The 23,263-nt window shown below is 61.0% G+C and carries 23 protein-coding genes and 1 riboswitch; of the genes, 10 read left to right on the top strand and 13 right to left on the bottom strand.

What is annotated here, in order from left to right; all coding sequences use genetic code 11:
- Nucleotides 1-56: 56 nt before the first annotated feature.
- The 3 genes from ACQ4WY_RS05425 to ACQ4WY_RS05415 all read right to left on the bottom strand — a co-directional run bounded on the left by ACQ4WY_RS05425 (nt 57) and on the right by ACQ4WY_RS05415 (nt 2,241).
- Nucleotides 57-872, bottom strand: a complete 816-nt coding sequence (locus tag ACQ4WY_RS05425; RefSeq protein ID WP_353660990.1) for an MlaE family ABC transporter permease — start codon at nt 870-872, stop codon at nt 57-59.
- A gap of 50 nt (nt 873-922) precedes the next feature.
- Complete coding sequence (locus tag ACQ4WY_RS05420; RefSeq protein WP_436503135.1) at nt 923-1,246, bottom strand: hypothetical protein; 324 nt, start codon at nt 1,244-1,246, stop codon at nt 923-925.
- 122 nt (nt 1,247-1,368) lie between these two features.
- Nucleotides 1,369-2,241: a LysR family transcriptional regulator gene (locus ACQ4WY_RS05415; RefSeq protein WP_436503134.1), complete on the bottom strand. Its 873-nt coding sequence runs from the start codon at nt 2,239-2,241 to the stop codon at nt 1,369-1,371.
- A 119-nt stretch (nt 2,242-2,360) separates the two neighbouring features.
- On the opposite strand from ACQ4WY_RS05415, the gene ACQ4WY_RS05410 reads away from it, so the two are divergent.
- A complete protein-coding gene (locus ACQ4WY_RS05410; protein WP_436503133.1) occupies nt 2,361-3,731 on the top strand; it encodes an MFS transporter in 1,371 nt (456 codons plus the stop codon).
- 16 nt (nt 3,732-3,747) lie between these two features.
- On the opposite strand, the gene ribB is transcribed toward ACQ4WY_RS05410, so the two are convergent.
- Nucleotides 3,748-4,395 carry a 3,4-dihydroxy-2-butanone-4-phosphate synthase gene (gene ribB / locus ACQ4WY_RS05405; RefSeq protein ID WP_035820303.1) on the bottom strand — a complete coding sequence of 216 codons (648 nt, stop codon included), beginning with the start codon at nt 4,393-4,395 and terminating at the stop codon, nt 3,748-3,750.
- Between the two features lie 95 nt (nt 4,396-4,490).
- A riboswitch (FMN riboswitch) is annotated at nt 4,491-4,641 on the bottom strand.
- Nucleotides 4,642-4,826: 185 nt separating this feature from the next.
- Here ribB and ACQ4WY_RS05400 point away from each other — a divergent pair.
- From ACQ4WY_RS05400 to ACQ4WY_RS05380, 5 genes are all read left to right on the top strand, one after another.
- Nucleotides 4,827-7,661 carry a M16 family metallopeptidase gene (locus ACQ4WY_RS05400; RefSeq protein ID WP_436503132.1) on the top strand — a complete coding sequence of 945 codons (2,835 nt, stop codon included), beginning with the start codon at nt 4,827-4,829 and terminating at the stop codon, nt 7,659-7,661.
- A 93-nt stretch (nt 7,662-7,754) separates the two neighbouring features.
- Entirely contained in the window at nt 7,755-7,952 is a 198-nt protein-coding gene (locus tag ACQ4WY_RS05395) for a hypothetical protein (RefSeq protein WP_010399555.1), read from the top strand.
- A gap of 122 nt (nt 7,953-8,074) precedes the next feature.
- Entirely contained in the window at nt 8,075-9,634 is a 1,560-nt protein-coding gene (locus tag ACQ4WY_RS05390) for a methyl-accepting chemotaxis protein (RefSeq protein WP_436503131.1), read from the top strand.
- Nucleotides 9,635-9,721: 87 nt separating this feature from the next.
- Nucleotides 9,722-10,591, top strand: a complete 870-nt coding sequence (locus ACQ4WY_RS05385; RefSeq protein ID WP_436503130.1) for a ThiF family adenylyltransferase — start codon at nt 9,722-9,724, stop codon at nt 10,589-10,591.
- Entirely contained in the window at nt 10,592-11,692 is a 1,101-nt protein-coding gene (locus ACQ4WY_RS05380) for a nitroreductase family protein (RefSeq protein WP_436503129.1), read from the top strand.
- An 18-nt stretch (nt 11,693-11,710) separates the two neighbouring features.
- On the opposite strand, the gene ACQ4WY_RS05375 is transcribed toward ACQ4WY_RS05380, so the two are convergent.
- The 3 genes from ACQ4WY_RS05375 to ACQ4WY_RS05365 form a co-directional block, all read right to left on the bottom strand.
- Entirely contained in the window at nt 11,711-12,703 is a 993-nt protein-coding gene (locus ACQ4WY_RS05375; protein WP_436503128.1) for an EDSAP-1 family PEP-CTERM protein, read from the bottom strand.
- A 106-nt stretch (nt 12,704-12,809) separates the two neighbouring features.
- Nucleotides 12,810-13,793, bottom strand: coding sequence for an EDSAP-1 family PEP-CTERM protein (locus ACQ4WY_RS05370; RefSeq protein ID WP_436503127.1), 984 nt, complete (start codon nt 13,791-13,793; stop codon nt 12,810-12,812).
- Nucleotides 13,794-13,981: 188 nt separating this feature from the next.
- Entirely contained in the window at nt 13,982-15,214 is a 1,233-nt protein-coding gene (locus ACQ4WY_RS05365) for a nucleotide disphospho-sugar-binding domain-containing protein (protein ID WP_436503126.1), read from the bottom strand.
- 137 nt (nt 15,215-15,351) lie between these two features.
- Here ACQ4WY_RS05365 and ACQ4WY_RS05360 point away from each other — a divergent pair, with 137 nt between their 5' ends.
- From ACQ4WY_RS05360 to ACQ4WY_RS05345, 4 genes are all read left to right on the top strand, one after another.
- Nucleotides 15,352-15,525 carry a hypothetical protein gene (locus ACQ4WY_RS05360; RefSeq protein ID WP_180977317.1) on the top strand — a complete coding sequence of 58 codons (174 nt, stop codon included), beginning with the start codon at nt 15,352-15,354 and terminating at the stop codon, nt 15,523-15,525.
- A gap of 274 nt (nt 15,526-15,799) precedes the next feature.
- Complete coding sequence (locus tag ACQ4WY_RS05355; protein ID WP_180979422.1) at nt 15,800-15,937, top strand: hypothetical protein; 138 nt, start codon at nt 15,800-15,802, stop codon at nt 15,935-15,937.
- Between the two features lie 129 nt (nt 15,938-16,066).
- Nucleotides 16,067-16,435, top strand: a complete 369-nt coding sequence (locus ACQ4WY_RS05350) for a hypothetical protein (RefSeq protein WP_034779283.1) — start codon at nt 16,067-16,069, stop codon at nt 16,433-16,435.
- An 81-nt stretch (nt 16,436-16,516) separates the two neighbouring features.
- Entirely contained in the window at nt 16,517-16,975 is a 459-nt protein-coding gene (locus ACQ4WY_RS05345; RefSeq protein WP_034750191.1) for an acyl-CoA thioesterase, read from the top strand.
- Nucleotides 16,976-17,005: 30 nt separating this feature from the next.
- On the opposite strand, the gene ACQ4WY_RS05340 is transcribed toward ACQ4WY_RS05345, so the two are convergent.
- From ACQ4WY_RS05340 to ACQ4WY_RS05315, 6 genes are all read right to left on the bottom strand, one after another.
- Complete coding sequence (locus ACQ4WY_RS05340; RefSeq protein WP_436503125.1) at nt 17,006-17,461, bottom strand: hypothetical protein; 456 nt, start codon at nt 17,459-17,461, stop codon at nt 17,006-17,008.
- 69 nt (nt 17,462-17,530) lie between these two features.
- The gene (locus tag ACQ4WY_RS05335) at nt 17,531-18,415 is read right to left on the bottom strand and encodes a hypothetical protein (RefSeq protein WP_436503124.1); all 885 of its coding nucleotides are present in this window, start codon (nt 18,413-18,415) and stop codon (nt 17,531-17,533) included.
- Between the two features lie 299 nt (nt 18,416-18,714).
- Nucleotides 18,715-20,121, bottom strand: coding sequence for a DEAD/DEAH box helicase (locus ACQ4WY_RS05330; RefSeq protein ID WP_353660867.1), 1,407 nt, complete (start codon nt 20,119-20,121; stop codon nt 18,715-18,717).
- A 351-nt stretch (nt 20,122-20,472) separates the two neighbouring features.
- Entirely contained in the window at nt 20,473-20,622 is a 150-nt protein-coding gene (locus ACQ4WY_RS05325; protein ID WP_436503123.1) for a hypothetical protein, read from the bottom strand.
- 53 nt (nt 20,623-20,675) lie between these two features.
- Nucleotides 20,676-21,464: an enoyl-ACP reductase FabI gene (gene fabI, locus ACQ4WY_RS05320; RefSeq protein ID WP_436503122.1), complete on the bottom strand. Its 789-nt coding sequence runs from the start codon at nt 21,462-21,464 to the stop codon at nt 20,676-20,678.
- Between the two features lie 103 nt (nt 21,465-21,567).
- Nucleotides 21,568-22,980 carry a transglycosylase SLT domain-containing protein gene (locus ACQ4WY_RS05315; protein WP_353660870.1) on the bottom strand — a complete coding sequence of 471 codons (1,413 nt, stop codon included), beginning with the start codon at nt 22,978-22,980 and terminating at the stop codon, nt 21,568-21,570.
- Between the last annotated feature and the right edge of the window lie 283 nt (nt 22,981-23,263).

Raw genomic sequence — 23,263 nt, 5'->3', positions numbered from 1 at the left:
GGCTTCTGGCTCTCGTATGGGTGGTTCGGGGATCGCTGGCGGTGGCGGGCGGGGCATCAGTAGTAATTGCCCATCAGCGAAGCCACTTCGATCAGCAGGATGACGGAAAACAGGCGCAGCATTTCGGACAGGCCGTGCGCGGCCCACAGGCGGTTGCGCCGGCCATGCGGCTCTTCCGGATAGTACGAGGAAGCCAGCGGAATCAGGGCCACGGCAAAGCTGAAGAAGATGACCTTGAGCATCAGGATCAGGGCCACGGCCGGATTGAAGATTTGCCCCACGACGCGCGTGTAGCCTTGCAGCGCCCACGGCGTAAAGCCGTAGATGGTGATATAGGCGAGGATCAGCGAGGTGACGCAGCTGACGATGGCCAGCATCCATACGGCGAAGATGCCGGACATGACGCGCGGAAAGTATTCGCGGCGCAGCAAGTCGACGCCCTGGCGCTGCATGGTGTCGAGCATGCCGGAAGAGCGCATTTGCGCAAACGCAATGCCGTCAGGCAAGGTCAGGCGCAGCGCGACGAACAGGGCGGCCGTCAGCGGTATCAGTTCCAGCACCAGCACGCGCACCACCATTTCCAGCGCATAGCGCGACAGGCCGTAGCTTTGCGCGCTGACGACGACGATGCGGATGAGCACCAAGCTGACCAGCGCGCAGGCGACGCTGAACCACACGAGGTTGGGCGCCGTGTTCGTCACCAGGCGGTGCGCGAGGATGGGGCGGTTGTCGCGGTTATAGCTCGATGGCGACAGGGCCAGCGAAAACACGAGGATGGCGAAATGCAGCATGCGCCACCAGCTGACCAGCCAGGCCATGGTGGCCCGGTGCAGGCGGCGCAGGCTGATGATGAGGGAGACGGATAGGGTCATGATGGCATCTTAACATCCGTCCGCCCGCCGGGCACGTCTGGCGTGCGCGCCTATTCGAACAGGGCGAAGCCGGCCATCACGACCATCAGCACGGCGATATATTGCATCGGGATCCAGAACAGGGTGTGGCGCTGGCGCAGGATCACGCGTTCCTGCGTGGCCGGGTCGATCAGTTCGCGTCCGGGCGCGCTGTTCAGGCGCACGCCTGCATACCAGCTGGCGGCCGCTGCCAGCAGGAAGGCCAAGGCCATGGTCCATGTGTGGCTCTTCGTATATGCCTCGCCCAAGGTGGCGCCAAACAGCGCTTGCGCGGCCAGTACGACGATAAAACAGATAAGGGGGCCGAGTATGCCGAAGCCTTGCCAGATAAGCATAAAAATTCTCCATGAGGATTGAGGGATCCCGCGGCGGCCTGGCGGCAGCTGTGCGCGACGGGGTTGCGAATTTTATCAGACTTATAAAAAATAAAGTTTCTTTTGAGAATGATTATGTGCTGCTAGGCTGCAGGGCTGCTCACACTGGCGATAATCGCGTCGGCCGCCGCCCGCACGCGGGCAGACCGGTTCAGGTCGGCATGCATGACCAGCCATACGTCGTACGCTTCCGCCCGCTCGGGCCAGATGCGCACGAGCTGCGGGTCGATGTCGCCCAGGTGGGTCGCCAGCTCGGCCACGCCCAGGCCCGCGCGCGTGGCTTCCTGCAGCATCGCCGCCGAGTTCACTTCCATGGCGACCCGGGCGTTGGCGACGGGCTCGCCGGCGATTTTCTCTCCATGGCGTGGCGTCACGGAATGGTGGTAGATGACGATGTCGTGGCCGGCCAGCGCCGTGCCGCGCACGGGTTCGCCCCGTTCCGCCAGGTAGCTTTTCGACGCGTACAGGCCCAGGCTGCGCTTGACGAGGTGGCGCGAGATCAGGTCCGGGTCGGTAGGGCGCACGCCGCGCACGGCCAGGTCCGCTTCGCGCCGGGTCAGGCTGGCCAGTGCCGGCGCCACGTTGAGCACGATGCGGATGTCCGGGTGGGCCGCATGCAGCTGCTGCATGGCGCGGATGACGAAATGGCTGGCCATAGTGTCCGTGGTGGCCACGCGCACGAGGCCGGACAGGCGGTTGTCGACGCCCTGCATTTCCCTCTGCAGTTTGTCGGCCGCCCGTTCCATCGCTTCGGCCGCCGTGAACGCCAGCTCTCCGGCTGGCGTGGGCACGTAGCCCGATGGCGTGCGCAGGAACAGGGTGGCGCCCAGGGACGTTTCCAGGGTGGCCAGGCGGCGCCCGCAGGTGGCCTGGTCGATGCGCAGCAGGGCCGCTGCGCCGCGCAAGGTGCCGGCCCGGCCGATGGCCAGAAAGATGCGCGCGTTATCCCAATCCATGAGTGATTTCCGTTTCGTTTTTGGATGCATTTTTGCATCGTAGTGCCGAGTTTATGCCTGTTTACTGCATCATGCAACGCTCGCATAATGGCTACCCCGCTATCCTTGCAAGGAAAACCATGTCTGCCCCCACACCGCGCCGCGCCAACGGCTTGATCCTGCTGACCCTGGCCTTCGGCTTCGTCATGGCGATGCTTGACGTCACGGCCGTCAACGTGGCGCTGTCCGATATCGCGCTCGACCTGGCCATACCGCTGACGGGCCTGGTATGGGTGGTCGACGGGTACACGCTGACGTTTGCCGCGCTGCTGCTGGCCGGCGGCGCGCTGGCCGACCGCTATGGGCCGAAAGCCGTGTACCAGGGTGGCCTGGGCGTCTTCATCCTCGGCTCGATCCTGTGCGGCGCCGCGCCCGACGGGCATTTCCTGACGGCGGCGCGCTTGCTGCAAGGGGCGGGCGCGGCCCTGTTCATGCCCAGTTCCCTGAGCTTGCTGACGCATAGCTTTGACGACGAACGCGAACGCACGCGCATGTTGGGCGCGTGGTCGGCCCTGGTGGGCGTGGCGGGCGCTTCCGGCCCCCTGATCGGCGGCATCCTCGTGCACCAGTTCGGCTGGCGCAGCGTGTTCTGGGTGAATGTGCCGCTGGGCGTGCTGGCCATCGTCATGGCGCAGTTGCTGCTGGCCGCGCCAGCGCGCCAGCCGCGCGCTTTGTCGCTGTTCAGCCATGCGCTGGGTGTGGCGGCGCTGGCGGGCCTGAGTTTTGTCATGATCGAAGGCCCCGTGCTGGGCTGGCTGTCACCAGGCGTGCTGGCGGCGGGCGTATTGACGGCCCTGTCGGCCTGGCAGTTGCTGCGGCGCGAGCGTAGCGGCAGCCATCCGTTGTTGCCGCGCGCACTGTTTCACAGCAGCAGCTTTGGCGCGGCCAATGGCGTGGGTTTTTTGATCAATTTCTGCGTGTTCGGCCAGCTGTTCTTATTGAGCCTGTTCCTGCAGCAGTCTGGCGGCGCCGATGCCTTGCAGTCGGGCTTGCGATTGCTGCCCATGATGGCGGCCTATACGGTAGGGAATTTCCTGGCGGGAGGTATCGCGGCGCGCCATGGCACGCGCTTGCCCATGTTGGCCGGCTTGCTGGTGGGCGCCGTGATGGCGCTGTTGCTGATGGGTTTGCGTCCAGGTGCGCCCTATGGCTTGCTGGCGCTGGGCACGGCCGTCATGAACGTGGCCATCGGCATCGCCATTCCCGCCATGACGGCCACCGTGATGCGGGTGGCCGGCAAGCAGCATGCGAACAGCGCGGCGGCGGCCCTGAATGCGAACCGGCAGATCGGCGCCCTGGTGGGCGTGGCGATGATCGGCAGCATCCTGCACATGGTGCAGGACTGGTCGCTGCGCTTGCCGCTGGCCTACGCGACGATTGCCGTCGCATATGGCCTGGCGGCGGGCCTCGTCTACCGGCACGTGCATCTGCCGAAGGCCGTGGCCGCCTGAAGGATGGCCTGACGCCTTACTGCTCGCGCGTGCTGCGCCATTCCACCAGTTCTTCGATGGTGAGAATCGGCATGCCATGCAGTTCGGCGAAGCGCTCGATATCGTCGCCGCGCATCATGGTGCCGTCCGGGTTCATCAGCTCGCACAGCACGGCCGCCGGGTTCAGGCCCGCCATGCGCGACAGGTCGACGGAGCCTTCCGTGTGGCCACGGCGCTCGAGCACGCCACCGGGCGCGGCGCGCAAGGGGAATACGTGGCCAGGGCGCACCAGGTCGGCAGGCTTGGCATTCGGCGCGATGGCGGCGCGGATGGTGGTGACCCGGTCGGCGGCCGACACGCCCGTCGTGACGCCGTCGCGCGCCTCGATGGATACCGTGAACGGCGTGCCGTAGCGGCTGCCGTTGTCGGACGACATGGGCGGCAATTCCAGCGCGCTGACGACGTCCGTCGGCAGGCACAGGCAGACGATGCCGCTGCATTCGCGGATCAGCAAGGCCATGGTTTCGTTCGTGAGTTTCTCGGCAGACAGGATCAGGTCGGCTTCGTTTTCACGGTCGAAATCGTCGAGCAGGATGACGGGAATGCCGGCGCGCATGGCGGCCAGGGCGGATTGGATGCGACCTTCCAGGTCGTTGGAAAGCAGGGTATAGCTGTTGACTAACATGGTGAAACGCTCCTCGCATAGGCGAAAAACGCTGCAGGGCAAGCGAATAGACGCAGCCGGCCGCATCGACAGGTCGATCGGACATCGCGTTTACTGCACATCTTCTTTCATCCGGACTATACCGTCGGCTCTGGAGTCACACCAGATCTGCTGACCTCATCAGGCGAAACCCGACAAGCGCTCGCGGGCTTGACCGTTGCCGGTCTTACCGCCGGTGGGGAATCGCACCCCGCCCCGAAGACGTATTGTTGTGCCGGTCCACATGACCGGCGGCAATACTTTAGCACAATTGAAAAAATGTGGCAGGGCACTGTTGAGTTTGTTATTCGGCAAAGTTGCCTGGGAAAAGCAGGTTTTCCTAAGCTGTTTTTAATGGCGGAAAGACGATTTCAGTGTAAGGTACGCTTACTGAATCTTACCGTTGAGAATACATGAAGCTGAGTAAATTACGCCTGATCTCGGGCGCCGTCTTGCTGGCGTGCGCCTGCATGGCCCAGGCAGAAATCCGTTTGAGCGATCCCTTGCCGTTGGCAACAGAAGTTACCGTCGGAAAATTGCCGAACGGCTTGACCTATTACATCAAGAAAAACGCGCGTCCCGCGCAGAAAGTGGAATTGCGCCTGGTGGTGAAAGCCGGTTCCATCCTGGAAGATGACGACCAGCAAGGCCTGGCCCATTTCACGGAACACATGGCCTTCAATGGCTCCACGCATTTCAAGCGCAATGAGCTGATTTCCTATTTGCAATCGATCGGCGTGAAGTTCGGCGCCGACTTGAACGCCTACACGAGTTTCGATGAAACCGTGTACGTGCTGCCGATTCCGACGAACAAGAAGGGAAACCTGGAAAAGGGTTTTCTCGTGCTGGAAGACTGGGCGCATGGCTTGAAATTCAATCCGGCCGACATCAACAGCGAGCGCGGCATCGTGCTGGAAGAGGCGCGCCTGGGCAAGGGCGCCAGCGACCGCATGAACAAGGTCCTGTATCCGAAGCTGCTGAACGGTTCGCGCTATGCGGAACGCATGCCTATCGGCAAGGAATCCGTGCTGAAAACGTTCAAGCCGGAAGCCATCAAGCGTTTCTACAAGGATTGGTACCGCCCCGACCTGATGGCCGTTGTGGTGGTGGGCGACGTGGAGCCGAAGCAAGCTGAAGCGATGATACGCCAGCATTTCGGCAAACTGAAAAACCCCGCGAAGCCCCGTCCGCGCCTGTATGCGGAAGTGCCGCAGCGCTCGCAAACGGAAGCGCTGGTGATCACGGACAAGGAAGCGCCGGACGACACGGTCTTCATCCGCTACCCGATCCGCGCCGCGCAGGAGCCCGTCACCATTGCCGACTACCGCCGCCAGATGATCGAAAACCTGTATGGGCAAATGCTCAGCGCGCGTATGCAGGAATTGACGCAGCAAGCCAATCCCCCGTTCATCCAGGGCGGCAGCAGCATGGGCAAGCTGGTGCGCGGCTATGAATCGTTCAGCGCGTATGCCTTGCTGGGCAAGGGCGGCGTGCAGCCTGCCGTCGATGCGCTGGTGCAAGAAGATGAGCGGGCGCGCCGCTTCGGTTTCAGCCAGGATGAGCTGGATCGGGCGCGCAAGAACATGCTGCGCAATTACGAGCGCGCGTACAGCGAGCGCGACAAGTCCGATTCGGCCGGTTTCGTGGCCGAGTATTCGCGCAACTTCCTGGAGCAGGAAGCCATCCCCGGCATCGCCAATGAATTGCTGTATGCGCAGGAACTCTTGCCGCAGGTAACTCTGCAGGAAATCAACGAGACGGTGGCCAAGGTGATTCCCGACCAGCAAAAGAAACTGGTGGTCTTCATGGGCGCCGAGCCGAAAGCGGGCGCCAGCGTACCCACGCAGCAGCAATTGCTCGACGCCGTGGCGCAAGCCGAGCAGCAGAAAATCGAGCCGCGCACGGAAAAAGTCCTTGCCAGCAAGCTGATGGATGGCCCGCCGGCTGGCGGCAGCATCGTCGCTGAAAAGTTGAATAGCGCCATCGGCGTGACGGAACTGACCCTGGGCAATGGTGTGCGCGTGCTGCTCAAACCCACGGACTTCAAGAATGACCAGGTGCTGATGGGCTCGACGCGCTTCGGCGGCCAGTCGCTGTTTGGCGACGCCGATATCTACAACGCCCGCTATGCCAGCGCCGTGGTCGGTAGCATGGGGCTGAAAGACCTGGCGCCGCTGGACTTGCAAAAAGTGTTGGCTGGCAAGACGGTCAATGTGGGCGCTTCGCTGGGCGAACTGAGCGAAGGCTTCGGCGGTTCGGCCAGCAGCGCCGACGTGGAAGCCATGCTGCAACTGGTGTATTTGTATTTCCATGACGTGCGCAAGGATGCAGGTCTGTATCAATCCTTCATCGGCAAGCAGCAGGACCTGGCGAAAAACAGCATGGCGCAGCCGGAAGCCGTGTTCTACGATGCCATCCAGCACGCCATGTTTGGCGACAACCCGCGCGTCGATGGCGTGCCGCGCGTGGCCGACTTCGACAAGGTGGGCCTGGACCGCTCGCTGGAAATCTTCCGCCAGCGCTTTTCCAGCGCGCGCGACATGACCTTCATCTTCACGGGCAGCTTCGAGCTCGACAAGATCAAGCCCCTGGTCGCCAGCTACCTGGGCACCTTGCCCGTGGCCGACGTGCCGCACGCCTACCGCGACGTGGGCATGCGTCCCGTGACCGGGGTCGTCAAGAAGGACATCTACATGGGCAGCGAGCCCAAAAGCACGATTTCCATCACCTTCAATGGCGACGTGGCGTACTCGGACGAGCAAAAGCTGACCCTGCAGGCGCTGGGCGAGGTGCTGAACCTGAAAGTCATCGAAGTGCTGCGTGAAAAGATGAGCATGATCTATGGCGGTGGCTTTGAAACCTCCATGGGCCAGCATCCGTACGGCCATTACTCGGTGGCCTTGAACTTGCCGACGGGACCGGAAAACGTGGACAAGGTGATCGCCGCCGCCTTTGCCGAAATCAACAAGATGAAGGCAGACGGGCCGTCCGTGGCGGACCTGGAAAAGGTCAAGCTGAACTGGATCACGCGCCAGCAGAAATCTTTGCGGGAAAATAATTACTGGATGAACCAGTTGATGGGTTCGGTGACGCAGGGGCGGGATCCCGCGCACATCCTGCGCTACGAGCAGCGCGTGCGCGCCATCACGCCGCAAGCCGTCAAACTGGCGGCGCAGCGCTATCTGGACATGCACAATTATGTGCAGGTGGTGCTGTATCCGGAACGCACAAACGTTGCCTCTAAGTAATCTTCATTGTTGAATTGCAGGGGCGGCACGGTGGCGAAGCTGTTAAACTGCTGCTGATTGATGTGATCGCAATTTAACAAGCAAGGAAATACGATGGCTAAGAAAGAAGAACTCGATCCGGAAACCCTGGAGTTGATCAACTGGTGTATCGAGGTCGAAGGCTTCCTCGTGGCCGGTGGCGCCACCGTGGCGCAGGCGCAGGACCATATCGAAGAGCAGGTCGAGTGGTTTACCGACCAGTTCTACGACGGCTTGACGCCGGAAGAGGCGGCCAAGGAAGCCTTGGCCTGACCTTCAACAATGACTTACAGCGGGCGGTGCCTGCCGGGCACAGCCCGGTAGCGCCGCCCGTTTTGCTTTTCTGAAAAGATTTCCATTGGGCAATTAATTCTCTTATTTACTTCCAGGTACCCATGACTCTCCGTTCGCGCATTCTTTTATTGTGTTTCAGCACCTTGCTGGGCATCGTCTTCATCGCTTCATTCTCCCTGTATTCGCTGCGCCAGACCATGATGGCGGAAAGGGTCGAGCAATTGACGGTGCTGGTGGAATTGGCCAATGCCTCGGTGGAAAAGGCGTATGCGCTGGAACAGTCGGGCAAGCTCACGCGTGAGCAGGCGCAGCAGCAGGCCAAGCTGGCCATCGGCAGCTTCGTCAAGGACGAGATGTATTATTTTGTGCGCGATTTCAGCACCGACTTGCTGTACGTACACCCGAATGTCTCGCGCATCGGCGTGCCGCAAAAGAACATGAAGCAGTCGGGCGACCGCTACCGCGTGGCCCTGGCCACCAGCCGCATCGGCCTGGTGCAGGCGGACGGCACGCGTCCGGGCGTGAAGGACCCGGTGGCAAAGATGTATGCCGTGGTGAAATTTGCACCATGGGATTGGCTGATCGGCACAGGCACGTATATCGATGACATCAACCACAAGTTCTGGGCGCAGGCGGGCGTGCTGCTGGCCATCGGTGGCGCGCTGATGCTGGTGGTGGGCGCGCTGGCGGCCTTGATGCTGCGCCGTATCCTTGCCCAGCTTGGTGGCGAACCCGACTATGCCGCGGCCATCGTGGCGCAAATCGCCCAGGGCGACCTCACTACGCACATTGACACCCGCCCCGGCGATACGTCCAGTTTGTTGATGGCCATCAAGGCCATGCGCGACAACCTGGCGCATCTGGTGAGCCAGGTGCGCAACGATGCGGAATCCATTTCCACGGCGTCGGGCGAGATCGCCTCGGGCAACCACGATTTGTCGGCGCGCACGGAGCAGCAGGCGGGATCGCTGGAAGAAACGGCGTCGACCATGGAAGAAATGACCTCGACCGTGCGCCAGAATGCGGACAATGCGCGCCAGGCCAACCAGCTGGCCATTTCTGCCTCGCAAGTGGCGACGCAGGCGGGCGGCGTGGTCAGCCAGGTGGTCGACACCATGGGCGCCATCAATGCCTCGTCGAAAAAGATCGGCGACATCATCGCCGTCATCGACGGCATCGCCTTCCAGACGAATATCCTGGCCCTGAACGCGGCCGTGGAAGCGGCGCGCGCGGGCGAGCAAGGCCGTGGCTTCGCCGTCGTCGCCAGCGAAGTGCGCAATCTGGCGCAGCGTTCGGCCGCGGCCGCCAAGGAGATCAAGCAATTGATCGACAGTTCCGCCGAGCAAGTGGGCGCCGGTGAAAAACTGGTGGCGCTGGCAGGCGAGACGATGGAAAAAGTTGTCTCCAGCGTGCAGCACGTGACCGATATCGTGGCCGAGATTTCCTCGGCCAGCGCCGAGCAAAGCGCCGGCATCGAGCAGATCAACCAGGCCATCGTCGAGATGGACAACATGACGCAGCAAAACTCTGCCCTCGTCGAGCAGGCGTCGGCAGCGGCGCAAGCGATGAACGAGCAGGCGGCGGGGCTGGCGCAAATCGTCAGCGTGTTCAAGGTGGGTGCCGTGGCGCCGACAGCCGCGCCGCGACGCCTGGCGCGCTAAGCACTTTTCTTTGTCATACGGGGAACTTATCCCTGGCTCACCTGTCCAAACTTTTTCGTCCGCGAGGGACGCACAGAAGAGGTGAGCATGACAGACGGCTTTTCCTATCACGCGGCGTTCGCCCGCAACCTGGGCTGGGTCACGCAGGCGGAGCAGGACAGCTTGCGTGGCAAGCGCGTGGCCATTGCCGGCATGGGGGGCGTGGGCGGCGTGCACTTGCTGACCCTGGCGCGGCTGGGCATTGGCTCTTTTCATATCGCCGATTTCGATACCTTCGATATCGCCAACTTCAACCGCCAGGCTGGCGCCATGGTTTCCACCCTGGGTCAGCCCAAGGTGGCGGTGCTGGCGCAGATGGCGCGTGATATCAATCCTGAACTTGAAATCAGGCAGTTCCCCGACGGCATACACGACAGCAACCTGGCCGAGTTCTTTGCCGGTGTCGACCTGTACGTGGACGGCCTGGATTTCTTTGCCTTTCCTGCGCGCCAGGCCACCTTCGCCACTTGCGCGCGCCTGGGCATTCCCGCCATCACGGCCGCGCCGCTGGGCATGGGCACGGCTGTGCTCAGCTTCATGCCAGGCGGCATGACGTTCGAAGAGTATTTTGGCTGGGGCGACTTGCCCGAGCAAGAAAAAGCGCTGCGTTTTCTCGTCGGGCTGGCGCCTGCCGGCTTGCACGCTCCCTATCTGGTCGACCCGTCCGCCATCAACCTGAAGGAGCGGCGCGGGCCGTCGACCATCATGGGCTGCCAGCTGTGCGCGGGCGCGGCCGCCACGGAAGCCTTGAAGATCTTGTTAAAACGCGGCAAGGTGATGGCGGCGCCGCACGGCATGCATTTCGACGCCTACCGCAACAAGCTCGTGCATACCTGGCGTCCCGGCGGCAACCGTCACCCGCTGCAGCGCCTGACGATGGCCATCATCAAGCGGCGCCGCGCGGCGCAGGGGGCATAAATGGCGCAAGCACTGCTGATCGATCCCGTGCTGGAAAACATCCTCGAGCAGGCGCGCTGGGCACCCAGCGGCGACAATACACAGCCGTGGCGCTTTGAGGTCGTGGACCAGCGGCACGTGGTCGTACATGGCTTCGATACGCGCAGCCATTGCGTGTACGACCTCGACGGCCATCCCAGCCAGCTGTCGCTGGGCGCCTTGCTCGAAAGCATGGCACTGGCGGCCAGCAGCCATGGCTTGCGCATGGAAGCGCGCCGGCGCCTGTCCATGCCCGACACCCTGCCCACCTTTGATGTGCGGCTGGTCGACAGCCCCGGCATGCTGCCCGACCCGCTGGCGGTTTTCTTGCCGCAGCGCAGCGTGCAGCGGCGGCGGCTCAGCACGCGCCGCCTGCGCGCCAGCGAAAAGGCGGTGCTGGCGGCCAGTTTGCCGCCCGGCTACGGCGTGCAGTGGTTCGAAGGCGGGCGCGCGCGCCTGGCCTGCGCGCGCCTGATGTTCGACAATGCGAAGCTGCGCCTGACCATGCCAGAGGCGCACAAGGTGCACCGCGACGTGATCGAATGGGGCGCGCGCTACAGCAGCGACCGCATCCCGGAGCAGGCGCTCGGTGTCGATCCGATGACGGCGCGCCTGATGCGATGGGTCATGCACAGCTGGCGCCGCGTGAATTTTTTCAATACCTGGCTGGCGGGCACTGTCGCGCCGCGCCTGCAGATGGACTTGCTGCCCGGCCTGTATTGCGCCGCGCATTTCGTGCTGCTGGCCGAGGCGCCAGCGCGCTACATCGACGATTACGTGGCGGCCGGTCGCGCCATGCAGCGTTTCTGGCTGACGGCCACGCAACTGGGCCTGCAGTTGCAGCCGGAATTGACGCCGCTGATTTTCGCCCGCTATGTGCGTGAACGGCGCATTTTTTCGCGCACCGATGGCATGCAGGAAATGGCGCAGGAATTGGCGGTGCAGTGCCAGGCCGTACTGGGGGGCGATGCGTTTGATCGGGCCGTGTTCCTCGGACGCATCGGTGCGGGGCCTGCGGCCAGTGCACGTTCGCTGCGCCGTCCGCTGCAAGACTTGCTGGTGGCACCAACGGTGGGGCAGTGAGGCGCGTCAGTGTCAGGATCAGCGTTTGCGCCGTGGCGTCAGGCTGGCCAACGCTGCCAGACCAGCCACCAGCAACGGCAAGGTGCCAGGCAGCGCGACGGGCGTGACGCCTGGCACGTAGCTCAGTTCGGAACTGTTCAGCATGTTCAACACCAGGGTGTAGTTGCCCGCCACCAGCTTGTCCGTGACGGCACCATACTGCCCGCCGCACGTCTTGCCGGTGCCGGTGCCCGTGGGCGCTCCGCAGCCGCTGGGGTCGTAGGTGAATACGCTGCCGCTGGTCAGTGGCGTTTGCGCGTAGCCGGTATTGAGGCTGGCGGCATCGGCCAGTTCGGTGCCGCCCAGGATGCCGGAACCGAGCTTGCCGTCGGGCGCCCAGTTGAAGACGATCTGGCCATTTTCATCGATGATGGTAAACGTCATTGCCATATTCGTGGTGGCCGCCGAACCCGTGCCTGCCTGGGCGTCCAGGTACAACTGCATGAAGGGCTGGGCCTGGAAGTCGAAGGCCAGGGTCGCGCCCGGTTGGCCGACGACGAAATTAACGGTCATCGCGCTGCTGGAACCATTGCGTCCCGAGGCGTCGGCGCTGCCGCCGCCCGTCAGGAAGGTTTCCGCCGCATTCACGGTATGCGTGCTGGTCGAGCCAGGTGGAAAAGGGGGGATTTGCGAGGTGATGATTTGCGCCTCGCCGCGCGCATACGCGGCATTGCCCATGCCTTGCTGGGTAAAGTCGTTTTCTCCCTTGGTGACGGCGCCGCGTTTCGCTTGCGGCGCATCGATCTCATTGCTGCCGCCCTTGATGATGCTGCTGCCGTTGAGCGTGGCGGTGGTGCGCGACAGGTCGATATTGCTGATCAAGGTGGTGGAGCCGGTGGGATTGCTGATGACCAATCCAAAGACGCTGGTGTACGAATAGCCATAGGCGGCGGCGCTGGCCGTGCCGCTGCATGCCAGCAACAGCAAGGCCAGCAGGACCGTTGGCAGTCGAGTACCAGAAAAAGTAGTCATGAAAATTCTCATCTCCTGGTCGGCAGCGTTGTAAGGAAAACCGACAGGCTTGCCACATAAAAAAGGCGAGGAAACCCCTCGCCTGTGAATCCCCCTGTTGCCTGTCTCAGGCGGCAACTTTGCGGCGGCGGGCATAGCCCAGGCCCGCCAGGCCCAGGCCCAGCAAGGCCAAGGTGCCCGGTTCGGGTGTCGCCGCCTGTTTCACCAGGTCCACGCTCTCCACCGCATTCAAGGTCAAGGTGTAGTTGCCGGTCGCGAGGGCATTGCTGACGGCGCTGAAGTTGCCGCCGCAAGCCGTGCCTACGCCGGTACCGCTGGGTGTGCCACAACCGGTGGGATCATACGTAAACATGTTGCCGCGCGTCAGGAAGTTGGTCGCCAGGCCGGTGTTCAGGTTGGCCGCATCGGCGTTCTCCGTGCCACCGAAGATGCCCGAGCCGATGACGCCATCGGGCGTCCAGTTGAAGACGGTCGCGCCGGTCGAGTCGGTGATGGAGAGGGTCATCACCAGGTTGGCCGTCGCGGTGGACAGCTGGCCGACCGTGCTTTGCAGGAAGACTTGCATGAAGGGCGAGGCCAGGAAATCAAAGCTCAGCGTTGCCGTTGGCGAACCGACGACGAAGTTGACGGAGAAGCCCGTGGTCGAGCCGTTGCGGCCGGACGCATCGGCCGTGCCGGCAGGCCCGTCAAGGTGGGCTTCGGCCACGTTCACGGCCTGCGTGGAGGTGGAACCGGGCGGGAACGACGGAAATTGCGTGCTGACGATCTGCGCATCGCCGCGCGAGTAGTTGCCCGCGGGGCCTTGTCGCGTGAAATCGTTTTGCCCTTTGGTCACGGCGCCAACGGCGGCGCGGGGCGAGTCGAGCAGGCCGGGACCGCCAGTGATGACGCTGACGCCATTCAGGGTGGCCGTGGCGCGCGAGATCGTGGTGCTGTTCAGGGCGGTGATCGAGCCCGTGGTGGCGGCGATCTGCAGGCCAAAGATGTTGTTGTAGGCATAGCCGTAGGCGCCCGCCTGTGCGCTACCGGCGGCGCACAGCATGGCCAGTGCCGCTGCGGCCGGGAGAAGTTTCAGTTTCGAGAGTTTCATTGTGGTCACCTCGTGGTTGAGTGAGTCTTGAAGTCTTGCCTGAGTCCTGTCGGCAGGTGCTCATGACCAGTACCTAGCGACTTCCATGCCAACGCATGAGGTTCTTTTGAAATCAAGGGCTTGGCGCGCTTTTGTTGACGCGATGCAGGTCTTGTCGGACGCACTGTAAGAAAAACCGACGCTGCCCCTCAAGGCTGGCTGCCTTGTGGCACGGAAACCAGCAGGGCGTGCATATGGGGCAGCAAGCGTTGCCCTGGCACATAGTTGCGCATGGCCGTGGCCAGCTGACGCGCCGCCAGCCTGGCCCGGCCATCGTCGAGCATGTGCATGGCGGCATGGCGCAAAGCGGTTTCCTGGAAGCGGTCGGCGCGCAGCAGCAAGCCGGCGCTGGCGTCCGCGATGGCGTGCATATTGAGGAATTGATCGAGGTTGCCGGCGATGCCGATGACGGGCACGCCTGCCGTCAGCGCCTGCTGGCTGGTGGGGCTGCCGCCGTTGCAGATCACCAGGCTGGCGCGCCGGGCCGCCGCGTCGCCCGGTAAAAAAGGCGCGACATAGGCGTTCGGCGGCACGGCATCGACGCGGACGGTGCCGGCCGTGGCCGCCAACACGGTGACGGGCAGGGGCGCTAGCGCGCGCAGCACGCGCGGCAGCAATTGCCCCTGGCCGGAGCTGCCCAGGGTGACATAGATGATGGGCCGTCCGCTGCTCAGTTCCGGGCGCTGCCACCAGTCCGGCAAGTCGAGCGGCGGCGCCCAGATGATGGCGCCCAGGTAGTCGTGCGTGGACGGCATGGCCTGCGGCGGGAACAGTTGCGGAATATCCGCGTACAAGGTGCGGTCGGCATCCGTATAGATGCGCCGCAGGTCGCTGCCCAGCGATGGCAAGCCATGGCGGCGGCGCACGCGGTTCAGGGGCGCGGCGTGCGAAGCGAAGGCCAGCGGGCGGATCAGGCGGAACAGGGGATGGGCCAGCCAGATGGGCAGCATGCCGGTCAGGGGCAGGCTGGGCACCGTGTAGTGCTGGCGCACGTAGGGACTCCAGTAGGCATTGCTGATGGTGATGTAGGGAATGCGCTGCAGGCGCGCGCTGACCGACAGCGACAGGCGAAAGTCACCGATCACAAGATCGGGCTGGATGGCATTAAGCAGGCGCAAGTCGTCTTCCACATACGCGTGCAGGGTGCTTTCCGTATAGACGGGCTTGCCGTGGGCCAGCGCCTGCAGGAATTGCGGCGATGAAATACTGTCGATGCGCCAGCGCCGGAAGGGGGCTTGCTTGAAACAAAAGTCATAGCCATCGGCGCAGGCAAAATGCACCTCATATTCTTCCTCGTCCAAGCCTTGGGCAAGGCTCAGGGGGCGGCCCACGTGGGCCAGGGTCACTGCCTCGGCAATAAAAAGGATTTTCTTGCGCGCCATGGGGATCGCTTGCATTCGCAGGATGAGATACCTGCCAGGTTGGAGTGGCGCCACGCCGTTTAGTTCCCGCAGTTGCTTGCCACTTGCGGGCGCCAGGATTTGGCCGCATCGGCTACAGTGGAGCAAAGGAGGTCACCATGCAAGCACAATCCCGTCATGCCCCGCTGCGTGCGCACAGCACGCCCGAACCCGATATGCCGCCACCGCCGGAAGGCGATCCCCTCACGCCGCCGCCAGAACAGCCGCCGCATATCGACCCCGTGCCGGTCGAGGAGCCGACGCCGCCGCCACCGCCCGTGAAAATGCATTGACCGGGTCGCGGTGCGCGGCAAGTCGTACGCGGCCCACGGTCATGGCGCAAGACGCTCCCGTCATGGCGGGGCGGGGAAGACGCACACTATGTTTATTTCCAATCGGAAATGGACTGCGCGATGGCCGCCAGCGCCACGCCATTTAAACAACAAAAACACTAATAAATGTTGCCGAGTGGATACAAATCAAGCTCTAACTGTTGAGTGTCATGCGGCCGTCACGATTCTGTTCTTATAATGAGACATCATAAAAATTTTTGTACAGGAGACCATCGTGGGCAATTCCTTGCATAACAAAATCTACCTGGGCCGGCGCCCCGTGATCACCAGCAAAAACCTCGTAGCGCTGGCCCTGGCGGGCGCCGTGGCTGGTTGCGGCCTGGCCTGGCTGCTGCTGCGCAGCTACAAATAACGGCCATCACGCCCGTATTTCCGCCGCCTTGCCGCATGCCGGGCGGCGGTAGATTTACGTTGCCTGTTGCCGATGCGCAGCAGGGCGCGTACCATGAGGGCCGAACACCTGGCCTTTTATGGAAAAGTAATGAAGAACGAGAAATTAACGACCGATGAATATGACGCGCTGGAGCAAGTTGCACGCGGCATCAAGACCGAGCGCCCCAGCGCTTGCGTTGCCCGCAATGCCAAGCGCCTGTCCGGCCTGAAGCTGCTCAGCTATGCCCGCGATGGCCGTCTGTCCATCACCGAGAAAGCACAACAACTGCTGTTCCTGCGCCGCTGCATCATGGGTTTGCGCGCCGTCGCCACCGATCCGCTGACCAAGCTGGAGTCGGACGTGGCTTACTTCTTGGGCAAGAAAGCCCACATCGTGGCGCGCGCCGAAGGCGAGGGCTACGACATTTCCGACAAGGGCCGCGAATCGCTGGCCGATATCGACACCCTGGGCCTGTAAGGTCTACGCCGGCCCCTGGGGCCGGTTTTCACATCCTCCCACACTTTTAATTTCCCCTTGGAGAACACTTTGGACAGCGCGATGAACTGGTCGGCCCACGAACTGACGATGACGGTCTTGATGACGCCCGATATGGCCAATTTTTCCGGTAACGTGCACGGTGGCACCATCCTGAAATACCTCGACAGCGTCGCCTATGCCTGTGCCAGCCGCTATTCGGGCAGCTATGTGGTCACCCTGTCGGTAGACCAAGTGATGTTCTTGCAGCCTATTCATGTAGGCGAACTGGTGACGTTTCTCGCGTCGATCAATTACACGGGCACGACGTCGATGGAGGTTGGCATCCGCGTGGTGACGGAAAATATCCAGCAGCGCCTGGTGCGCCATGCCAACAGTTGCTATTTCACGATGGTCGCCGTGGATGCCAACCGCAAGCCCGTGGCCGTGCCGCCGCTGGTGCTGGAGACGCCGGAGCAGCACGCGCGCTTCGAGCAGGCCAAGCTGCGCAAGCTGTCGCGCCAGAAGGTGTCGAAGAAGTAGTTGTGTACTGTAATTGATGGCCGCAGCCTGTTATCTGTCATTTGCGTAGCACATTTGCATTTCTGCGCAGCGTAGGGGCCCTGGTAAATGCGTCCAGTCGCCTGGGTTGGGAAATGTGAAGGCGCATATTTGATGAATGGCTTGCGGCGGCAAAAATCCCTGATCTCTTCCCAGTTGGATTGCCCAACAATCTGCCGCCCGTTCGTTGTTGCCTACATATTGATGCGCACATTCATGCGTATAAATATACCATTGTATAAAAGGCGGAAGATTGAAGAAGTCAGGGCGGAATAACAATACACCTTGCCGTGCCATTGCAATATCCGGGATGGCTGCCACATAGGAAACAGCTCCGCCGCATGTCAGAGTTTGTCCGGCAATGATGGGGGCGACTCCCATGGGTTGAAGTATGAGTTGCGCAGCGGCTGGCAGGGCGAGGGTGGCAACCAGAACAATGAGCAACAGAGATGTTGATGGGGTTTTCATATTTTTCAATGCTGATGGTTGCATTTTATGGTGCGGACATTTCGGGCACATTTTTCTTGAAATAAACGGCTAGCTTGCATCTTCCAGTTCTTTGGGGAGAATGCATCTTTTTTTTCTGGATTGGATCTGGTCAAGCTGGTTTTTTAGTGTGGAGATCAGTCCCGAACGTGAGAGCGGAAGAATTTCCGGGTCTTGCAATAGTTGAATGAATTGTCCAATCCGTTCGCTCCCGGAATTGCAGTCTCCCATGGCGAATTCTGAAATTGCCCAGTCCGCGATAATATAGGCTCTGGCGCCATTAATTCCGAATGCAGACTCGCTGCGCAGTACATTCAGAGAATCCTGGAAAGCCGCTCGTCCTTCCTGTATTTTTCCGGTGGAAAACATCAGTCGCGCCTTGTATCGCCTCGCTTCCGATTGCATCGAGGGCACCGCATCTTTGATGGCAACGGCTCGTTCGACCAGCGTCGTGGCGCTTTTCCAGTCATAAATATTCAACGCTTCCGATATCAATACCAATAGTTGGGGAATTCCCGCATGGTCTCCGAGGCGCGGCAGCAAGGCAGTTGCATACTGTATATTTGCCAGTACCTGCGGGGCAACCATGGAATTCATCGCCATCAGCATTTGTGGATTATTCGATTGATATTGAATCTGGATCATGTTCTGACGCAGGTTTGAAACGGCATTTACGGATTTGTTGAATTCTTCCATATCCCTGAAGATTTCATTGCGCGGCTGGCTCCAGAAAATATCGAAGAGAGAAATTGTACTTAATAGTATGCCAATGATTAAAGCCAGGAAACTGGCTCTTTTTTGAAGTCTTTCAAATTTTCCGTGTTCGGGATTTTCAAGACGGTTCATCCGCAGATCCATTGCCTGTATTTTCGATTCCAGCGACGATTTTTTCTCCGGGTCAATGGAGTTGCTTTCTGGTACAGGATTGGAATTCATGGCGGAAATTCCCAGTCTCGGCTACATAATTGAATTGTTATCTGCATTCCCTATGTGACTATATTCTGAAAATTTCAGTGAAGTTTGATCTTGAGTAATGTATGTGCTTATTCAATCAGTCTATATTTTCTATTTGAAAGTATTATTGATTTTTATGATAAGAAATTTTTTCGGATGTGGAAGAATATCTGAATGGGCGCAGCCAGTCGGTGTAGCGCTGTCAAATCGATGGGCAAAAAAAAGCCACCATATCTGGTGGCTTTTTCTCGCGCGCTGCAATTTGCAGCGGCTATCCGTGATTAACGGTCGCCGTAGCTGCGGCGTGCGCCGTCGGTGCTGCGCGGGTTGGAACCCTTGTAGCCGCCGCCGGTGCTAGGCGCGCCGTCTTTGCGTGGTGCGCCTGGTTTGCTGAACGTGCGTTGGGCTGGCTTTGCGCCGCCACGGTTGTCGCCTGGTTTCCAGCCGCCTGGACGGGCGCTCGAACGTGGGGCCGATGCCGTTTTCTTCGGCTCGAAACCTTCGATGACATTGACCGGGATCAATTGCTTGGTGAAGCGTTCGATGCGCTTGACGTTCATGCCTTCAGCGTGGTTCACCAGCGAAATGGCCAAGCCATTGCGGCCAGCGCGGCCGGTACGGCCGATGCGGTGGACGTAGTCTTCGGGGAACTTCGGCAGATCGTAGTTGAACACGTGGGTGATCGTTGGCACGTCGATACCGCGGGCGGCAACGTCGGTGGCAACCAGCACTTTGACCTGGCCGCGGCGCATGCCGTCCAGGGTGCGGTTACGCGCGCCCTGGTGCATGTCGCCGTGCAAGGCGGCAGCCGAGAAGCCGGCGATGTTCAGACGGTCGGCGATGGTGTCGGCGTCACGCTTGGTGGCGGTAAACACAACAGCCTGGTCCAGCGTTTCGTCGCGCAGCAGGTGGTCCAGCAGGCGATTCTTGTGCGACAGATCGTCGACGAAGTGGACGCGCTGGGTGATGTTTTCATGCTTGTTGCTCGAGCTTGCCACCTGGATGACCAGCGGATTTTTCGTGATGCGGCGGGCCATGTTGCCGACGACGCCATCCAAGGTTGCCGAAAACAGCATGGTTTGACGGCCTTCTGGCGTCGCTTCCACGATCTTTTCGATGTCGTCGATGAAACCCATGTCCAGCATGCGGTCGGCTTCGTCCAGCACCAGGATTTCCAGTTGGGAGAAGTCGATCTTGCCCGAGTCCATGTGGTCGATCAGACGGCCAGGGGTAGCGACCAGAATCTCAGGATTCTTGGCCAGCAATTGCATCTGTTTTGGGTAGGGCATGCCGCCCAGGATAGACACGGCCTTGATGCGGCGGATGCCGGTGCTGTACTTGTCGGTGTTGGTGGTTACTTGCAGGGCCAGTTCGCGCGTTGGCGTCAGCACCAGCATTTTTGGCTGGGCAGCCTTGAAGCGTGGACGCTCGCCGCGGGCGCGCGATGCTTGCATTTCCTGATTTGGCGTCTTGCCGGCGGCGCTTTGTTCGGCGCTGGCCAGCTTGTGCAGCGATGGCAGCATGAAAGCTGCCGTCTTGCCCGAACCGGTCTGCGACGAGACCAGCAGATCACGGCCTTCGATCGCGGCTGGAATCGCTTGCGACTGTACCGCGGTTGGCGCGGTGTAGCCCGATTCGGTCAGAGCGGCGATGATGGACGGATGCAGGCCTAAGGATTCAAATGTCATTCTTTTCTTTCGTAAAAATCAGCGTTCTTGCAAAAAGCAGAACGCAAAATAGCAACGCCAACCAAAACGAAATGACTCAACTAGAAAGAAATTTCGGCACAAAAGCTTTGCGCCGGGACGGTGTCAGGTGCGACACACAAGGCGGGAGGGCTTTATAAGCGACATCCTGTGGATGCGCTAAGGCTTGCGAAGCTGCTAAGTTTGTAGTGCTGTACTGCGGTGTTGCCATCGCTTCAAGGGAACATATTGCAGCGCACAACGACACTATACCGTATTTGACGTCGTTTTGCACGGCCTAAATGGGAAGAAGCGAAAGTCCTACCACGTTTTGCTGATGTTTCCTATGTGAAATCAGTAGGAATACGTAGATTCTGCCCGTTTGTGAGCATGGCCGGTGATGTCGGCGGGCAGCGGCGGCGCTTGTTGCGTTTCCCCGGCAAGATTGATTTGCCGGGTTAGCTGCGCCACCGGAACAGGGAAACTGTGGCGGTATTTGCTCATCAGTTTATGCAGGTTTTGCCGCGAGAGGCTCAGCACCTGCGCTACCTACCACATCACTCTACTTCGGGATTGACGGCCATCACTTGCGAAAAGCCGCCATCGACGTAGGTAATCTCGCCCGTGATGCCCGACGCCAAGTTGGACAGCAAAAAGGCGGCCGTGTTGCCCACTTCCTCGATGGTGACATTGCGCCTCAGCGGGGCGTGCTCGGCGACAAAGCCCAGGAGTTTACTGAAATCCTTGATGCCGGACGCGGCCAGTGTCTTGATGGGGCCGGCCGAAATGCCGTTGGCGCGGATGCCGCGCGGACCCAGCGATTCGGCCAGGTAGCGCACGGACGCTTCCAGTGAGGCCTTGGCCAGGCCCATGGTGTTGTAGTAGGGCACGGCGCGTACGGCGCCCAGGTAAGTCAGGGTCAATACGCTGGCGCCCGGATGCAGCAGGGGCAGGGCGGCCTTGGCCATGGCGGGAAAACTGTAGGCGGAAATATCGTGCGCGATGCGGAAGCTGTCGCGCGACAGGCCGTCGAGGAAGTCGCCGGCGATCGCCTCGCGCGGCGCAAAACCGATGGCGTGCACGAAACCGTCGAGATGTTCCCAGTGATGCGCCAGGTCGCTGAAGACGGCGCTGATCTGTTCATCGCTGGAAACGTCGCAGTCGAATATCAATTCGCTGCCAAATTCCGCCGCAAATTCCGTGATGCGTTCCTTGAAGCGTTCGCCCACATACGTGAAGGCGAGAGTGGCGCCTTCGCGGTGGCAAGCCTTGGCGATGCCATAGGCGATGGAGCGGTTCGATAGCAAGCCCGTGATGAGGATTTTTTTGCCTTGCAAGAAAGCCATGACGACTCCTGTCTGGGTAAGTGGGCGGGGTGGGCGGATGTACAACCGGCCGCGACAGCAAAGCTGTGGCGGCCGGTCAGGTGCGTCAATACAGCTCAGGCGATCAGTGACGGGCTTTTGCTCTGTTGTTGCCACCGCCACGCTGGATGCGCGGTTTCACCAGCGAAATTGGCGCGGCTTGCACCTTGCCACCCTTGGCGGCGCGGCGCAGTGCCTTGGCGGCCCGTTCCGGACGGTCCGCTTCCAGCAGCATGGTGGCGCTGTCGGCGATTTCCTGAGTGATGTCCTTGTTCATCGTGGCCGAGGTTTTCGGCACGAGGATGGTGGAGCCGGCGCGCAGACTGGTGCGTTGGGGAATGTTATTGGCCTGGCGTAGCACGTCGGCCGTGGTGCCGAATTTCGACGCCAGGGTTTCGATGCGTTCGCGCGCATTGGTGATCTTGTGCGTGGTCCAGCTCGACAAGGCGTGGCCCCATTGCGCCAGGTTGGTGGTGAACTTGGCGGCGTTTTCCTGTGGCAACAGAATCTTGGTCTTTTCGCCGCCGATGATGACGGGGCGGTTAAATTGCGGATTCAGGGCCTTGAATTCATCCATCGACAGTTCGGCCAGCTGGGCGGCAACGGTAATGTCGATGTCGCTGGTCTTGTCGATGGCCGTGAAATAGGGCTGGTTGTCGACCACGGGCAGGGTCAGGCCGAACTGGGCCGGATTGGCGATGATGTTTTTCACCGCTTGCAGTTTCGGCACGTAGTTGCGCGTTTCGGCCGGCATCAGGTCGGCCAGGCTTTCGAAGTCGGTCGGCTTGCCCAGCGCCTGGTTTTTCTTGATGGCGCGCTGCACCGAGCCTTCGCCCCAGTTGTAGGCGGCCAGGGCCAGTTGCCAGTCGCCAAACATGTCATACAGGCGCTGCAGGTACGTCAGGGCCGCATCGGTCGAGGCCAGCACGCCGCGGCGTTCGTCCTTGAACATGTTTTGCTTGAGGTTGAAATCGCGTCCCGTGGCGGGCACGAATTGCCACATGCCGGCCGCATTGGCGCTGGAGAACGCTTGCGGGTTGAAGGCGGACTCGATGAATGGCAGCAAGGCCAGTTCCGTCGGCATGCCGCGCTTTTCCAGTTCCTGCACCACGTGGAAGATGTAGCGCGAGGCGCGCGCCGTGGTGCGGGCGATGTAGTCGGGGCGGGTGGCGTACCAGTTGACGTGATTCGCTACCAGTTGGTTGTTGATGTCAGGAATCGCATAGCCGCTGCGGATGCGGCCCCAGACGTCGGCTTCGCGCAGCGGATCGGAATTGTCGCTGAGGTTTTTCAGCAGACGGTCGGTCTTTTGCAGGCGGTTGTCGAGGGTGGGGAGTTTCGCCGTGACCTGAGCGGTCATCGGGATCAGGGCAGGTGCGGCGGCGGCGACTGGCGCGTTATCGCTCTCAACACCGGCTTCGTACGCCTGGCTGAGGGCGGGCGCAAGCGCCAGGGCCAACGCCGCCAGGACGGTAGATTTAAAGGAGTTTTCGTGCATAGTGTTCCATTGTTGTCGTCGGAGAAACATCGGACAGACCCATGATTAAGCTGCGAGTGTACGTATATCCACATGCCGGAGTCAAGAATTATGTCAGCATGATGACAGGAAATAAGCGGCAATAAGCGGGAGACGGCTGGGTTTCCATTCGCAAATGCTGTCATTATTGCAAATTTAATTTGCCCAATGCGTGTTTCGGCCGCTGTTATAGCATACATGTCGAGGAGGGTGGCGCAAGCCTGGCAGCCGTCCAGTATGAGACTGCGCAAAGAGTGCGTACAAT

Source organism: Janthinobacterium salmonicoloratum (assembly GCF_051380845.1).
Classification (GTDB): Bacteria; Pseudomonadota; Gammaproteobacteria; order Burkholderiales; family Burkholderiaceae_D; genus Janthinobacterium; species Janthinobacterium lividum_F.
Note: the sequence above shows the minus strand (reverse complement) of the source record. Positions and strands in the feature narration are given on the sequence as shown.

What these genes read in the sequence shown, in the direction of transcription:
- ACQ4WY_RS05365 (WP_436503126.1), bottom strand. Translation starts at nt 15,214, where the DNA reads ATGGCGCGCAAGAAAATCCTTTTTATTGCCGAGGCAGTGACCCTGGCC.
- ACQ4WY_RS05340 (WP_436503125.1), bottom strand. Translation starts at nt 17,461, where the DNA reads ATGAAAACCCCATCAACATCTCTGTTGCTCATTGTTCTGGTTGCCACC.
- ACQ4WY_RS05330 (WP_353660867.1), bottom strand. Translation starts at nt 20,121, where the DNA reads ATGACATTTGAATCCTTAGGCCTGCATCCGTCCATCATCGCCGCTCTG.
- ACQ4WY_RS05400 (WP_436503132.1), top strand. Translation starts at nt 4,827, where the DNA reads ATGAAGCTGAGTAAATTACGCCTGATCTCGGGCGCCGTCTTGCTGGCG.
- ACQ4WY_RS05420 (WP_436503135.1), bottom strand. Translation starts at nt 1,246, where the DNA reads ATGCTTATCTGGCAAGGCTTCGGCATACTCGGCCCCCTTATCTGTTTT.
- ACQ4WY_RS05350 (WP_034779283.1), top strand. Translation starts at nt 16,067, where the DNA reads ATGAAGAACGAGAAATTAACGACCGATGAATATGACGCGCTGGAGCAA.
- ACQ4WY_RS05360 (WP_180977317.1), top strand. Translation starts at nt 15,352, where the DNA reads ATGCAAGCACAATCCCGTCATGCCCCGCTGCGTGCGCACAGCACGCCC.
- ACQ4WY_RS05410 (WP_436503133.1), top strand. Translation starts at nt 2,361, where the DNA reads ATGTCTGCCCCCACACCGCGCCGCGCCAACGGCTTGATCCTGCTGACC.
- ACQ4WY_RS05375 (WP_436503128.1), bottom strand. Translation starts at nt 12,703, where the DNA reads ATGACTACTTTTTCTGGTACTCGACTGCCAACGGTCCTGCTGGCCTTG.
- ribB (WP_035820303.1), bottom strand. Translation starts at nt 4,395, where the DNA reads ATGTTAGTCAACAGCTATACCCTGCTTTCCAACGACCTGGAAGGTCGC.
- ACQ4WY_RS05395 (WP_010399555.1), top strand. Translation starts at nt 7,755, where the DNA reads ATGGCTAAGAAAGAAGAACTCGATCCGGAAACCCTGGAGTTGATCAAC.
- ACQ4WY_RS05385 (WP_436503130.1), top strand. Translation starts at nt 9,722, where the DNA reads ATGACAGACGGCTTTTCCTATCACGCGGCGTTCGCCCGCAACCTGGGC.
- ACQ4WY_RS05345 (WP_034750191.1), top strand. Translation starts at nt 16,517, where the DNA reads ATGAACTGGTCGGCCCACGAACTGACGATGACGGTCTTGATGACGCCC.
- ACQ4WY_RS05315 (WP_353660870.1), bottom strand. Translation starts at nt 22,980, where the DNA reads ATGCACGAAAACTCCTTTAAATCTACCGTCCTGGCGGCGTTGGCCCTG.
- ACQ4WY_RS05380 (WP_436503129.1), top strand. Translation starts at nt 10,592, where the DNA reads ATGGCGCAAGCACTGCTGATCGATCCCGTGCTGGAAAACATCCTCGAG.
- ACQ4WY_RS05425 (WP_353660990.1), bottom strand. Translation starts at nt 872, where the DNA reads ATGACCCTATCCGTCTCCCTCATCATCAGCCTGCGCCGCCTGCACCGG.
- ACQ4WY_RS05335 (WP_436503124.1), bottom strand. Translation starts at nt 18,415, where the DNA reads ATGAATTCCAATCCTGTACCAGAAAGCAACTCCATTGACCCGGAGAAA.
- ACQ4WY_RS05370 (WP_436503127.1), bottom strand. Translation starts at nt 13,793, where the DNA reads ATGAAACTCTCGAAACTGAAACTTCTCCCGGCCGCAGCGGCACTGGCC.
- ACQ4WY_RS05415 (WP_436503134.1), bottom strand. Translation starts at nt 2,241, where the DNA reads ATGGATTGGGATAACGCGCGCATCTTTCTGGCCATCGGCCGGGCCGGC.
- ACQ4WY_RS05390 (WP_436503131.1), top strand. Translation starts at nt 8,075, where the DNA reads ATGACTCTCCGTTCGCGCATTCTTTTATTGTGTTTCAGCACCTTGCTG.
- fabI (WP_436503122.1), bottom strand. Translation starts at nt 21,464, where the DNA reads ATGGCTTTCTTGCAAGGCAAAAAAATCCTCATCACGGGCTTGCTATCG.
- ACQ4WY_RS05325 (WP_436503123.1), bottom strand. Translation starts at nt 20,622, where the DNA reads ATGAGCAAATACCGCCACAGTTTCCCTGTTCCGGTGGCGCAGCTAACC.